This is a genomic window from Pseudomonas sp. NPDC086112, assembly GCF_044746425.1.
Taxonomy (GTDB): domain Bacteria; phylum Pseudomonadota; class Gammaproteobacteria; order Pseudomonadales; family Pseudomonadaceae; genus Aquipseudomonas.
Window position 1 is genome coordinate 23,910 of sequence record NZ_JBIVCD010000027.1, and the last position, 13,408, is coordinate 37,317.

General features: G+C 60.7%; 12 protein-coding genes and 1 riboswitch. Of the genes, 6 read left to right on the top strand and 6 right to left on the bottom strand.

Annotated features, from left to right (window positions below; translation table 11 throughout):
* Positions 1–131: 131 nt before the first annotated feature.
* From ACIPLA_RS18515 to ACIPLA_RS18530, 4 genes are all read right to left on the bottom strand, one after another.
* Positions 132–1,097, bottom strand: coding sequence for a metal ABC transporter ATPase (locus ACIPLA_RS18515; RefSeq protein WP_218397155.1), 966 nt, complete (start codon positions 1,095–1,097; stop codon positions 132–134).
* 101 nt (positions 1,098–1,198) lie between these two features.
* Positions 1,199–2,014, bottom strand: coding sequence for an aldo/keto reductase (locus tag ACIPLA_RS18520; RefSeq protein WP_401174896.1), 816 nt, complete (start codon positions 2,012–2,014; stop codon positions 1,199–1,201).
* Positions 2,011–3,186 carry an FAD-binding oxidoreductase gene (locus ACIPLA_RS18525; RefSeq protein WP_123500093.1) on the bottom strand — a complete coding sequence of 392 codons (1,176 nt, stop codon included), beginning with the start codon at positions 3,184–3,186 and terminating at the stop codon, positions 2,011–2,013. Before ACIPLA_RS18525 ends, ACIPLA_RS18520 begins: the two co-directional genes overlap by 4 nt.
* Positions 3,187–3,384: 198 nt before the next feature.
* Positions 3,385–3,717, bottom strand: a complete 333-nt coding sequence (locus ACIPLA_RS18530; protein WP_008004867.1) for a multidrug efflux SMR transporter — start codon at positions 3,715–3,717, stop codon at positions 3,385–3,387.
* A gap of 103 nt (positions 3,718–3,820) precedes the next feature.
* On the opposite strand from ACIPLA_RS18530, the gene ACIPLA_RS18535 reads away from it, so the two are divergent.
* Both ACIPLA_RS18535 and waaA read left to right on the top strand, forming a co-directional pair.
* Positions 3,821–4,711, top strand: a complete 891-nt coding sequence (locus ACIPLA_RS18535) for a LysR family transcriptional regulator (RefSeq protein WP_401174900.1) — start codon at positions 3,821–3,823, stop codon at positions 4,709–4,711.
* A gap of 22 nt (positions 4,712–4,733) precedes the next feature.
* Entirely contained in the window at positions 4,734–6,011 is a 1,278-nt protein-coding gene (gene waaA / locus ACIPLA_RS18540; protein ID WP_401174903.1) for a lipid IV(A) 3-deoxy-D-manno-octulosonic acid transferase, read from the top strand.
* A gap of 97 nt (positions 6,012–6,108) precedes the next feature.
* Here the strand turns inward: waaA and ACIPLA_RS18545 are convergent, their stop codons facing one another.
* Positions 6,109–7,548 (bottom strand): TolC family outer membrane protein, encoded by a 1,440-nt coding sequence (locus tag ACIPLA_RS18545; protein WP_401174906.1) that lies wholly within the window; start codon positions 7,546–7,548, stop codon positions 6,109–6,111.
* Between the two features lie 192 nt (positions 7,549–7,740).
* Positions 7,741–7,846: riboswitch (TPP riboswitch) on the top strand.
* Between the two features lie 166 nt (positions 7,847–8,012).
* On the opposite strand from ACIPLA_RS18545, the gene thiC reads away from it, so the two are divergent.
* Positions 8,013–9,902 (top strand): phosphomethylpyrimidine synthase ThiC, encoded by a 1,890-nt coding sequence (gene thiC, locus ACIPLA_RS18550; protein WP_192346009.1) that lies wholly within the window; start codon positions 8,013–8,015, stop codon positions 9,900–9,902.
* A 187-nt stretch (positions 9,903–10,089) separates the two neighbouring features.
* Positions 10,090–11,382 carry a putative hydroxymethylpyrimidine transporter CytX gene (gene cytX / locus ACIPLA_RS18555; RefSeq protein ID WP_401174910.1) on the top strand — a complete coding sequence of 431 codons (1,293 nt, stop codon included), beginning with the start codon at positions 10,090–10,092 and terminating at the stop codon, positions 11,380–11,382.
* On the opposite strand, the gene ACIPLA_RS18560 is transcribed toward cytX, so the two are convergent.
* Positions 11,351–12,097 (bottom strand): RsiV family protein, encoded by a 747-nt coding sequence (locus ACIPLA_RS18560; protein WP_123500103.1) that lies wholly within the window; start codon positions 12,095–12,097, stop codon positions 11,351–11,353. The genes cytX and ACIPLA_RS18560 overlap by 32 nt on opposite strands.
* Positions 12,098–12,326: 229 nt before the next feature.
* Here ACIPLA_RS18560 and ACIPLA_RS18565 point away from each other — a divergent pair, with 229 nt between their 5' ends.
* Entirely contained in the window at positions 12,327–12,944 is a 618-nt protein-coding gene (locus tag ACIPLA_RS18565; RefSeq protein WP_123500105.1) for an NUDIX domain-containing protein, read from the top strand.
* Positions 12,935–13,387 carry a DUF1249 domain-containing protein gene (locus ACIPLA_RS18570; RefSeq protein WP_218397167.1) on the top strand — a complete coding sequence of 151 codons (453 nt, stop codon included), beginning with the start codon at positions 12,935–12,937 and terminating at the stop codon, positions 13,385–13,387. The genes ACIPLA_RS18565 and ACIPLA_RS18570 overlap by 10 nt, the downstream gene beginning before the upstream one ends.
* Positions 13,388–13,408: the final 21 nt, after the last annotated feature.

Below are 13,408 nucleotides of genomic sequence, written 5' to 3' on the forward strand. Positions count from 1 at the left end.
GGGAGCTTGCTCCCGCTGGGTCGCGAAGCGGCCCCAAAGCCATAGACCGCGGTTTTTCAGATTGATCGCGTCGCGAGTTTTACGACTGCTACGCAGCCGAGCGGGAGCAAGCTCCCTCGCCACAGGTTTCTTTATCGTGCGGCCTTGCGCGGCACGATTCTTTTCAGCAGTTGCTTTGCTTTTCCATGCAGGCGGGCTAAACCCGAATCCTTCCCCGGCGGGGTCAAACCCTGTTGCCGCACCCAGTCCTTCCAGCGAATCCGCTCATCCTTCACCAGCCACCCTTCTTGCCGGGCAAAACTCTCCGCCAGATATAGCCCGCGGGTACTCGCCGGGTACAACTGATCTTTTTTCAGGGTATACAGCTCGGCCATCGGCTGGCCGTCCTGCAGTGGCATCAGATACAAATCGGGACGTTTGCGATCGAGCCGGGCCACCAGTTGATCGCCTTCCAGTCGTTCGTCGACATGAAACAGGCTTAGGGATTTGGCTTCCTTGGGCACATCCAGGCGCAAGTCGTAGATCAATTGCAGCGACGCGGTCGGCAAATGCACGTAGGCCCGAGGACGCTCGATCAGCGGCATGTTGGCGCAGCGCACCGGCCGTGCCGAGCCGGACAGCGGTGTCAGGCGAAACGGCAGGGCTTCGCGGTAATGCAGGGCGGATGAGTAGGGTGCGGGCAGCCAGGTGTCGTTGAAACGCCCGCTGAGCCAGCCTTCCGGGGTTTCCAGAAGGCACTCTTCGGCGATTTCCTGGGTCGCCGTGTGCAGCGGCAGGGTCAGTTCATGGGCCGGCACGTAACCCGAGATCAGTTTGAGCACCACATCGCCGCGGTCCTGCCGACGCTGACGCACCAACACCCAGTAATCGCGATTCTGCCAATGCAGGGTCAGGCGCACAGAAACCCCAAGATTCGCCAGTTCCAGGGCAAACCGCTCGCTGTCGGGCACCGTCACCGGGCGGCGACGTTGCAGGGTCTGGGAGAAATTCAGCGGCATCCCGACGCTCTGGTAACTCAGGCCTTCGGGTGTCGCTTCGACGAATAACGGCAGGGTCTTGAAGTTGCTCGGGTTCTTTCTTATCAGCGTACGCGGCATGTCGGCTCCTGCTTAAGGCCGCGTGGGCGGCATCAATGGCTAGGGTCTGTTGACGTTTGGCGCGCAACCCGAAGGGCCGGCGTCGCGGTCGTCACCAAACGTCAACAGACCCTATGAAGGACCTGGGCAACGGTCGCGACGTTGTGGGCGAGGTGCAGCGGATTGATGGTCCCGACAATAGCACTGGCCACACCCGGGTGTTCAAACAACAACTCGAAGCTGGCGCGCACCGGGTCCACACCCGGACTCAAGCAGACGTGGCCACTGGCCAAGGCTTTTTTGACCAGGATCGCTTTGCCGTGAGCAGCAGCATAGTCAATGACCGGCTTCTCGTTCTGCTCGTCCAGATTGTAGGTGACCATCGCGCAATCACCTTGTTCCAGAGCCTTCAAGCCGCCTTCGACGGTTTTACCGGAAAAACCGAAACCGCGAATCTTGCCTTCGCGCTTGAGCTCGGCGAGGGTCGCATAGACCTCGCTGCCATTGAGGATCGCCAGGTCGTTGCCGTCGGAATGCACCAACACCAGATCGATAACATCCGTTTCCAGGCGTTGCAGGCTGCGTTCCACCGAGAGGCGCGTATGGGCGGCGCTGAAGTCGTGGTGCGACTGGCCGTCGGCAAATTCTTCGCCAACCTTGCTGACGATCACCCAGTCCTGACGTTGACCCCGCAGCAACGGGCCAAGACGCTCTTCGCTGCGGCCATAGGCCGGCGCGGTGTCGATCAGGTTGATGCCCAGGTCGCGCGCGAGTTTGAGCAGCATGCGCGCTTCGTCATCGCCGGGGATTTGGAAGCCATTGGGGTATTTCACCCCTTGATCGCGGCCAAGTTTCACCGTGCCCAGGCCCAGGGGCGAAACCAGCAGGCCGGTGCTGCCCAAAGGGCGATGCAGATCGTGCAGGGTGGGTTGGCTCATGGCAGCAGTTGCTCCCAGGCAGGGACGCCCATCGGCGGTTTTGGCAGTTCCGGCAGCGGCGCCGGATGGCTCGGCTGGATGCCGTCGCGTTGCAGTGCGGCGAGGACGCGGTCAGCGAAGTCCGGAGCCAGGGCCAGTTTGGTCGGCCAACCCACCAGCAGGCGGTCCTGCTCGGCCAGGAAGGCGTTGTCCGGGCGGGTCAGGCCCGATTGCAGCGGCTCGGCGCGCTCCACTCGCAAGGTCGCCCACTGCGCGGTGCTCAAGTCGATCCACGGTAGCAGGTTGCCGAGTTCTTTTTTCGCCGTGGCGATTTGCGCCGCAGGATCGCGGGCCACACCTTCGGCTTCGGCGATATCGCCTCCCAGGTACCAGACCCATTGGCCATCGGCGGCCGGGTGGGTGGTCACGGTGATGCGCGGCTTCGGCCCGCCGCCCAGGCAATGGGCGTACAGCGGTTTGAGGCCCGGGCCTTTGACGATGATCATGTGCAGGGGGCGGCGCTGCATGGCCGGCTGACTCAGGCCCAGCGCCGTGAGCAGATCGGCGGTGCCGGCACCGGCGCTGAGGACGATGCGCTGGGCGCGAATCTCGCGCTCGTCGACTTTCAAGCCGACCAGTTCGCCGTTTTCCAACAACGGTTCGATGTGCTGACCGGCCAGCAAGCCGTCGCCAGCCAGATCGGCCAGGCGCTGGATCAGGCTTGGCACATCGACCACCAATTCCGCCAGGCGATAGACCTTGCCCTTGAAACGCTTGTCTTGCAGGGCTGGCGGCAATTGTTCGCCCTTGACCTGATCGACCCGACCGCGCACGGCTTTGCTGGCAAAGAAACTGGTGAGGTTGCCGGCGAGGGTGCCGGGGGACCAGAGGTAATGGGCGTCGGACAGCAGACGCACGCCAGACAGGTCCAGCTCACCGTCGCCGGCCAGCGCTTCACGCCAGCGACGCGGCATGTCGGCAATGGCTTCCGAGGCGCCGGTCAGGGCGCCGTGCAACGCGTACTTGGCGCCGCCGTGGATGATGCCCTGGGACTTCACGCTCTGCCCGCCACCGAGGCTGGCGCTTTCCACCAGCACGGTCGAAAAACCCTGACGGCGTAGACGCGCATTCAGCCAGAGGCCGGCGACACCAGCGCCGACAATCAGAACGTCGGTGGAAATAACGGATGGCATGCAGCGACCTCAGTGTTCAAGACGAGGGCGCAGTATACAGACTCGAAGAAAAGGGGATTGTTGGTGATCAATCGGATGGATGCAAAACCTGTGGGAGCGGGCTTGCTCGCGAAAGCGGTGTGTCAGGCAACATAGATGTCGACTGACAACCCCTCTTCGCGAGCAAGCCCGTTCCCACAATGGATCGCACTTCGGGTTTTAATGCCCGGCGGTTTTGGAGAAAAGCTGGATGACTACGACACCCAATACGATGAGCGCCATCCCCAGCATCGCCGGCACATCCAGCTTCTGCCCGTAGATAAACAGCGCCGCGACGCTGACCATCACGATGCCCATGCCGGCCCACACCGCGTAGGCCACGCCCACCGGAACGCTGCGCACCACCAGGGTCAGCATCCAGAAAGCAATGCCGTAACCCACGATGACCAGCAGCAGCGGCAGTGGCGTGCTGAAACCCTTGACCGCTTTCATCGAAACGGTGGCGATCACTTCGGCGCAGATGGCGATAGCCAGGTAGTAGTAAGCGGTCATGGGTCAATCCTCGTATGAAGTGTTGCTCTCTGAGGTCGGCATTCTAGAGATTCACCAGATGCGGTAAAGTCATTACCTATCTGTTCTGAAGATGGGTTGAACCATGAACATGCAATGGAATCTGGAACAGCTGCGCTTGTTTGTCAGTGTCGCGGAACAGCGTTCGTTTTCCGCGGTGGCGCGGGATCAGCGCAAGGCACAGTCGGCGGTCAGCAGTTCGATTGCGCTGTTGGAAGAAGACTTGGGTGTCAGCCTGTTCGATCGCAGCAGTGGTCGTCAGCCGAAACTCACCGAAGCCGGCACCGCCCTGCTTGAGGAGGCGCGGGAAGTGCTGCGCCAATGCGAGCGCCTCAATGGCCGGGCACTGGCGATGATGCGCGGCCAGGAAGCGAGCCTGCGTGTGGCTCAGGACGAGGCGATGCCCTATCAAGCGGTGGTTGAAAGCTTCGAGGCTCTGGCAGAAAAGTTTCCCAGCCTCGAAGTTCAGCTGACCAGCGCCGCCCAGGGTGATGTCGCGCGCAAATTGGTGGAGCGCCGGGCCGATCTGGGTTTGCTGTTTTATCATGAGCAAATACCCGAAGCCCTCGAGCGGCGGGTGCTGGGTAGCGTCGAAATGGTGACGGTGTGCGGCGTGGGGCATCCCATGGCGAAGCACGCGCAGGTCGATTGCCAGCAAATGGCGCAGCATCGACAGTTGCTGATGTCCACGCAGTCCAGCGTCTATCCCGGCAGTGAGCCGGCCAGCCCGCAGGTCTGGCGCGCCGACAGTTTCTATGTGATGGCTGAATGGGTGATGCGCGGCCTTGGCTGGGCCTGGTTGCCGCGACATGTGGTGCAGTACCCGGCGTATCAGAATCAGATGGTCGAACTGGTCAGCGAATGGACGCCGCCAGCGTTGATTGTCGAACTGGTCTGGCGCCGCGACGAACCCCTCGGCCCGGCGGCCCGTTGGCTGGCTGAACGTTTTGCCGTGCACTTGCAGGCGATCGGCTAAAAAACCGATAAACTCCGCCGCCATGAATAGAACTCTCTACACCGCGCTGTTTTACCTGGGGCTGCCATTGGTGGCGATTCGGCTTTGGCTACGGGCGCGCAAAGCACCGGCGTACGCCAAGCGTATTGGCGAACGGTTCTCCCTCGCGCTACCGGCAATGAAGCCGGGCGGTATCTGGGTACACGCGGTGTCGGTGGGCGAAAGTATCGCCGCCGCGCCGATGATCCGCGCCTTGCTGCAGCGTTATCCTTCGCTGCCGATCACCGTCACCTGCATGACCCCGACCGGGTCCGAACGGATCCAGGCACTGTTCGCCAACGAGCCGCGTATTCAGCACTGCTATCTGCCTTACGACTTGCCCTGCGCCGCGGCGCGATTCCTTGATCGGGCCCGGCCGAAACTGGCGGTGATCATGGAAACCGAGCTCTGGCCCAACCATATCCACCAATGCGCCAAACGCGGGATTCCCGTGGCGCTGGCCAATGCACGACTGTCCGAACGCTCAGCCAAGGGCTATGGCCGCTTCCCTAAATTGACCCGGCCGATGCTCGCCGAGATGAGCCTGTTCGCGGTGCAGACCGAAGCCGAGGCACAGCGTTTCCGCGATTTGGGCGCGCGCCCGGAAACCGTCGAAGTGACCGGTTCGATCAAGTTCGACCTGACCATCGACCCGCAACTGCTGCAGCGTGCCGGCGAGTTGCGTGGGCAATGGCAGGCGCAAGAGCGTCCGGTATGGATCGCCGCGAGTACCCATGAAGGCGAAGACGACGTGGTGCTGGCTGCCCATCGTCGGCTGCTGGCCAATCATCCCGATGCCTTGCTGATTCTGGTGCCGCGTCATCCGGAGCGTTTCAACCCGGTGTTCGAGTTGTGCCGGCAGCAGGGATTCGCCACGGTGCGGCGTTCGACGGGCGAGCCGGTTACCGCAGACACTTCGGTGCTGTTGGGCGACACCATGGGCGAGTTGCTGTTTCTCTATGCCTTGGCCGACAGCGCTTTTGTCGGCGGCAGCCTGGTGCCCAACGGCGGTCATAACCTGCTGGAACCGGCGGCCTTGGCCAAACCGGTGCTCAGCGGGCCACACCTGTTCAACTTCCTCGAAATCGCCGCGCAGTTGCGCAGTGCCGGGGCGTTGGCCGAGGTCGATGATGCCGAAGGTCTGGCGCTGGCAGTGCAGCGGCTGTTCGAATTGCCGAGTGATGCGCAGCGGATGGCAGAGGCGGGGCTGAAAGTGATGCGCACCAATCAGGGGGCGTTGCAGCGGTTGCTGGATGGGTTGGGGCGGTTGATCGAGCGTTAGAAAAAACAAAGATCGCAGCCTTCGGCAGCTCCTACAGGGTGTGCATCAATCCTAATGTAGGAGCTGCCGAAGGCTGCGATCTTTTGATCTTTTGCTTTTATTGAGCCGGATTAGCCCTCAACTGCTCCGCCGCCGCCTTGGCAAGATCCGGTGGCAGGAAATCCTTGTCCGGGTTGTAGTCGGGTTTGAGGTAACGCGTCAGGTCCTGCAAATCCCCCGGGTTCAAGGTGCCGGCGGCCTGCTTCAAGCGCAGGTTGTCGAGGATGTAGTCGTAGCGGGTGTTGTTGTAATTACGCACCGAGGTGTACAGCTGACGCTGGGCATCGAGCACGTCAACGATGTTGCGCGTTCCCACCTGATAACCGATTTCGGTCGCTTCCACCGCGCTCTGGTTGGAGATGATCGACTGTCGGCGGGCCTGTACCTGCTCGACGTCGGTGTTGACGGCGCGGTGCAGGTTGCGGGTGTTTTCCACGACCTGACGACGCAGCGCTTCGCGTTGCTGCTCAGACTGGGTCAGCCGCGAGTAGGACTCACGCACCTGCGAGCTGGTCAGCCCGCCGCTGTAGAGCGGGATGCTCAGTTGCAGGCCAACCGTGCGCTGCTCGACATCGCCGCCGTAACGCACACCGTTCGGGTTCGGGTTGGTAAAGCCGAGGGCGTCGTTGTCACCTTTCTGGTATTGCGCGACCGCATCCAGGGTGGGCGCATGCCCGGCCTTGCGCTGCTTGAGGGTTTCCTCGGCGGCGCTCACCGCGTAGTTGCTGGCCAGCAAATTCAGGTTCTGCTTGGCGGCGGTGTCGACCCAGGCTTTGGCATCGTTCGGTGCCGGCGGCAGGATCGGCAAGGTGTGGACGATGCCCTGGATCGAGTTGTACTGGCGGTTGGTCAGGGTGATCAGCGCTTCGAACGCATCATCCACCTGACGTTGAGCAAGAATCCGGTTGGCCCGCGCCGTGTCGTAACTGGCTTGGGATTGCAGCACGTCGGTCTTGTCTGACAGGCCAACGTCGAAGCGCTCGTTGGACTGGTCGAGCTGACGCTTGAACGCCGCTTCTTCAGCCTTGGTCGAGGCCAAAGTGTCCTGGCTGCGCAGCACGTTGAAGTAGCTTTCGGCACTTTGCAGAATCAGGTTCTGTTCGGTGGCCGAGAGTTGCAAGGCTGCCTGTTCGTTAACGTCCTTGGCGGCCTGTAACTGGAACCAGCGATCGGCGCGGAAAATCGGTTGCGCGAGAGTCGCCTGATACACCGTGCCACTGCGGGTCGAGGTCAGCGATGGCTGGTCGAGCGAGGTGCGGGTGTTGTTCAGGTCGGCACCGGCTGACAGGTTGGGCAACAGCCCGGCGCGGGCCTGGGGCACGACTTCCTTCTGAGCACCGTATTGGGCGCGGGCAGCGGCGATATCGGCGTTGTTGTCCACCGCTTCCTGATAGACGCTGACCAGGTCAGTCTTGGTCGATAAAGGCGCTTCTGCTGCCCAGGCCATTCCATTGGACGCACAAGACACGGCAAGGGCCAGTGAGAGTTTGCGCAGCATGAGGCCATCCCTAAAAATTACGCTGATAATTTGAGCGCCAAGGCTACGGCGCGGCGCCCTGCAGCGTCAAGGCGCGGCACGGCGTAGCGAGTGTAGTTGCACGCAGGCACGGCAACAATCCGTTAATTGCGCCATTCATCATGGTGTTTGCTGCGGAGTTGGCGTTCTTTGCCGGTTGTGTCTAGACTGGCCGGGTTCTTGTCGGGGTGCCTTGCTATGAGGCTGAGATCGAATAATTTCGGATCCCGTTGAACCTGATCAGGTTAGCGCCTGCGTAGGGAACAAGATTTCTCGTCACCCGGCGAGTCCTCTTGTGCTTCGTCCGGGATGTTGTTCGACAATCGAACACCCCTCGAGCACCGAGCACAGCACCAGCTGGTTTTCCCAGCGCCCGTGCGTCCATTCGTTTACAGGTTCGCTCCGACAAAAATCCACTGCCTGGATGTGTGTCTGGAGAGCCCGTGATGACTACAAAATCAAAAATCGAAACCAATCTGAGTGACTCGGCCAAGGTCGATCAGCAATCGGTTCAGCCGTTTACCCGCTCGCAAAAAATCTATGTCCAGGGCTCTCGCCCCGACATCCTTGTGCCGATGCGCGAAATCAGTCTGGACGTGACCCCGACGGACTTCGGCGGCGAAATCAACGCGCCGGTGGTGGTGTATGACACCTCGGGCCCCTATACCGATCCCAACGTCATCATCGACGTGCGCAAAGGCCTCGCTGACGTGCGTTCGCCGTGGATCGAAGCCCGTGGCGACACCGAGCGTCTGCCGGGTTTGAGCTCGAACTTCGGCAAGGAACGCCTCGCAGATCCGGAGCTGACCAAGCTGCGCTTCGCTCACGTGAACAACCCGCGTCGCGCCAAGGCCGGTGGCAACGTCACCCAGATGCACTACGCCCGCAAAGGTATCATCACGCCCGAGATGGAATACGTTGCCATCCGCGAAAACATGAAGCTGGAAGTGGCCCGCGCCGCTGGCTTGCTGGACCAGCAACACGCCGGCCACAGCTTCGGCGCCAGCGTGCCGAAAATCATCACCCCCGAATTTGTCCGTGAAGAGATCGCCCGCGGTCGCGCGATCATTCCCGCCAACATCAACCACACCGAACTGGAACCGATGATCATCGGCCGTAACTTCCTGGTGAAGATCAACGGCAACATCGGCAACAGCGCACTGGGTTCGTCCATCGAAGAAGAAGTGGCGAAACTGACCTGGGGCATTCGCTGGGGCGCGGACAACATCATGGACTTGTCCACCGGTAAGCACATTCACGAAACCCGCGAGTGGATCATCCGTAACTCGCCGGTACCGATCGGTACCGTGCCGATCTACCAGGCCTTGGAAAAAGTCGGCGGCGCCGCTGAAGACCTGACCTGGGAGCTGTTCCGCGACACGCTGATCGAACAGGCCGAACAGGGCGTCGACTACTTCACCATCCACGCCGGTGTATTGCTGCGCTACGTGCCGCTGACCGCCAAACGCGTGACCGGTATTGTTTCCCGTGGCGGTTCGATCATGGCCAAGTGGTGCCTGGCGCACCATAAAGAGAACTTCGCTTACACGCATTTCGAAGAGATTTGCGAAATCATGAAGGCCTACGACGTCAGCTTCTCCCTGGGCGATGGCCTGCGTCCGGGCTCGATTGCCGACGCCAACGACGCGGCACAATTCGGTGAGCTGGAAACCCTCGGCGAGCTGACCAAAATCGCCTGGAAGCATGACGTACAAACCATGATCGAAGGCCCGGGCCACGTGCCGATGCAGTTGATCAAAGAGAACATGGACAAGCAGCTCGAGTGCTGCGACGAGGCGCCGTTCTACACCCTCGGCCCGCTGACCACCGACATCGCGCCGGGCTACGACCACATCACTTCGGGTATCGGTGCGGCCATGATCGGCTGGTTCGGTTGCGCAATGCTTTGCTACGTGACCCCGAAGGAACACTTGGGCCTGCCGAACAAGGATGACGTGAAGACCGGGATCATCACCTACAAGATCGCGGCCCACGCTGCCGACCTTGCGAAGGGGCATCCGGGGGCGCAAATTCGCGACAACGCCTTGAGCAAGGCACGTTTCGAATTCCGTTGGGAAGACCAGTTCAACCTGGGCCTGGATCCGGACACTGCGCGTTCGTACCACGACGAAACGCTGCCGAAGGATTCGGCCAAGGTCGCGCACTTCTGCTCTATGTGCGGGCCGAAATTCTGCTCGATGAAGATCACCCAGGAAGTCCGTGAATACGCGGCCAACCAGCGGATCGAAACCGTCGATGCGGAAATCGCCCAGGGCTTGGCGGAACAGGCCGAGCGGTTCAAGCAGGAAGGTAGTCAGTTGTACAAGAAGGTTTGATTTGACCTGTGATTGACGGTGCCTGTGCTGCCGTCTTCGCGAGCAAGCCCGCTCCCACATTGGATCTCCTGTAAACACAAATTTTGTGTACGACCGGGATCAAATGTGGGAGCGGGCTTGCTCGCGAAAGCGCCGGTTCATGCACCAAAAATCCCACTGACACACTTATCCCTCTGAGATAACACCCTTGAGCATTCAACCCAGCACTTACTCCCCGGATACCGCGGTGCCGACCGACAAACGTGTCTTCGGCGGTCGTGATCTGTGTTCCCTGTGGTTCTCCCTTGGCATCGGCCTGATGGTGTTGCAGACCGGCGCGCTGCTCGCTCCAGGTCTGGGCCTGTCTGGCTCGATGCTGGCAATTTTTCTCGGCACGCTGGTCGGCGTTCTGTTGCTGGCCGCCGTCGGTGTGATCGGCAGCGACACCGGCCTGTCGTCGATGGCGGCACTCAAACTCAGCTTGGGCCGTCATGGCGCGAGTCTTCCGGCGGTGTTGAACCTGCTGCAACTGATCGGTTGGGGTTCGTTCGAAATCATCGTGATGCGCGACGCTGCCAGCCTGCTCGGCGCCCGCGCATTCAGCGAAGGCAGCCTGTTGTCGAGTGCGCTGCTTTGGACAGTTTTCTTCGGTGGTTTGGCGACTTTGCTGGCCGTCAGCGGGCCACTGACCTTCGTGCGCAAGATCTTGCGCAAGTGGGGTATCTGGCTGCTGCTGGCCGCGTGTATCTGGCTGACCTGGAACCTGTTCGCCAAAGCCGACCTTGCGGCGTTGTGGGCGCAGGCCGGTGATGGTTCGATGCCGTTCGCCGTGGGCTTTGACATTGCGATCGCCATGCCGCTGTCCTGGCTGCCGCTGATTGCCGATTATTCGCGGTTCGGCAAGCGTGCGAAAAACGTCTTCGGCGGTACGGCGCTGGGCTTCTTTATCGGTAACTTCTGGCTGATGAGCCTGGGCGTGGCCTACACCCTGGCGTTCGCGCCGAGCGGCGAAGTGAATGCCTTGCTGCTGGCATTGGCCGGTGCAGGCCTGGGGATTCCATTGCTGCTGATTTTGCTGGATGAGTCGGAAAATGCCTTTGCCGATATTCACTCGGCGGCGGTATCCAGCGGGATTCTGTTGCGCTTGAAAGTCGAGCATCTGGCCTTGGCCATCGGCGTCATCTGCACGCTGATCGCCTGCCTGGCGCCATTGGCCCAGTACCAGAACTTCCTGTTGTTGATCGGTTCGGTGTTTGCGCCGCTGTTCGGCGTGGTGCTGGTGGATCATTTCATCCTGCGCAGGCGCAGCGCTCACGTAGCGTCAGCTGCATTGCGCTGGCCAGCATTGCTCGCCTGGTTGGGCGGGGTGAGCACCTATCATCTGCTGGCCAATCTCTATCCGGACATCGGCGCAACCCTGCCGTCGCTGGTACTGGCAGGGTTGCTGCAACTGCTGCTCGGTCGGGCCTTCAGCTACGGCCGGGAAACAGTTCAGGCTTGAGAATACCGTTCAGGCGCGGGTAGGGGATCTTCAGTTCGACGTGGCCCAATGCGTAAGGCGCAAGGGTACTCACTTCGTACTTGAGGATCACCCCGCCGTAGGTCAGCGCCACATTCTGGGTTTTCACGAAGGGCCAGCTCTTCACGAACTCCGGTTCCTGATCGAGCTTGGTGCTGATCAACCAGCTGTTGTGCGCCACTTGGGCGGCTTTCCAGAACGCTTCTTCCTGCCCCGGAATCAACATATCCGACAGTGTCAGCACTTTATGCTGCTGACGTGAATAGTTGATGAAACCACGGCCCGGCGTGCCATGGGCACCGCCGGTGTCCAGGTAGCTGGATAATTCAACGATCACCAAGCCGTCATGCTGCTCACGTACCTTGGCTTGCAGGTAGCTGCTGTAGCGCGGCCCGGCACTGCTCAAGAACTGCTCGCGATACGCCGCCAGCGTTGGCGCTACGGGGGCTTCGGGTGAGGTGCGGGTCATTTGCAACAGGCGTTTTTCGATGATGCCGTCAAGTGCAGGCTCATCGGGGAAACGCAGCGTATCGATATTCACCAACGGGCATTCAGGGTTGGCACAGCCTGGTTTCAACTGTTCCGATGCGTCGCGGGTAGTTTCCAGCGGCGCCCGATAGTTGGGCTGGAACAAACTCTGGCAGGCGCCCAGGGTCAGGGCGATGGCGGCCACGGAGGCGATTTTAAAAAGCGACATGGGCGTCCTTCATAAAACAGGGAAAGGCGAAAAGTTACCCGCTTCGACTCTCAACGAAGCAGTCAGTTCGCCACTAAGCTAATTAGAGTTGGTTTCGCCCTCACCGTCTATCCCGCTGACTGGAAAGGGGCTGCATCAAACATCGCGGGCGCGTTAGGATGGCGCGAAGTCGAGGTTGCAAGTAACAAAAAGGAGCCTCGTAACGGATTTGTAGTAAACGAGGATTGTCATGACTGATTTTGCCAACGCCATTCCGACCGCCGTTGATATCGTTCGGCGCGAAAAGTGCTACGAGGGTTTCTACAAGCTCGACCGCGTGCACTTGCGTCATGAATTGTTCGCCGGTGGCATGAGTCGCGAGATCAATCGTGAACTGTTTGTTCGCCATGATGCGGTGTGCGTGCTGCCTTACGATCCGCAGCGCGATGAAGTGGTGTTGATCGAACAGTTTCGCGTCGGCGCCATGGGCAAGATCGATAACCCGTGGCTGATCGAACTGGTCGCCGGTCTGATCGACAAGGATGAAGTACCGGAAGAAGTTGCTCACCGCGAAGCGCAGGAGGAAGCTGGGCTTGTATTCGGGGCGCTCTGGCCGATGACCAAATATTTTCCATCGCCGGGCGGCAGTAACGAATTTGTGCATTTGTACCTGGGGCGTTGCGAGACAACCGGGGTTGGCGGCCTGCATGGGCTGGAGGAAGAGGCAGAAGATATTCGCGTCACGGTCTGGGCGTTTGAAGATGCCCTGCAAGCCGTACGCGACGGACGTATTGCCAACGCGCCAAGCATCATTGCCTTGCAATGGCTGGCTTTGAACCGCGTTGAAGTGAGGGGGTTATGGTCGTAAACAAGCTGCGCGATCGCTATCGGATCGACCTCGTGGGGCTGCAAGCCTCCTGCGAGGCCAACTACGCGCGCCTGATGCGACTGCTACCGGATATGCGTAGCGAACCGCAGGCGCGGCGCATTGCCGTGACCCATGGCGACCAGATGCTGGGCGTGCTGGCCCTCGAAGTGCTGCAGGTCTGTCCGTACACCACGACCCTGCAAATACGCCAGGAACACAGCCTGCCGTGGCTGCCGGTGCCTCAACTGGAAGTTCAGGTGTATCACGACGCGTGCATGGCCGAAGTGGTCAGCGCTGAACATGCACGACGCTTCCGGGGCATCTATCCTTACCCGAACGCCGCAATGCATCAGCCGGATGAAAAGGCTCAGCTCAATCTGTTCCTGGGGGAATGGCTGAGCCATTGCCTGGCTTGCGGTCACGAGTACGCTGTTGTGCGCTAAGAGCCCTGTGTAGTTGTGAAC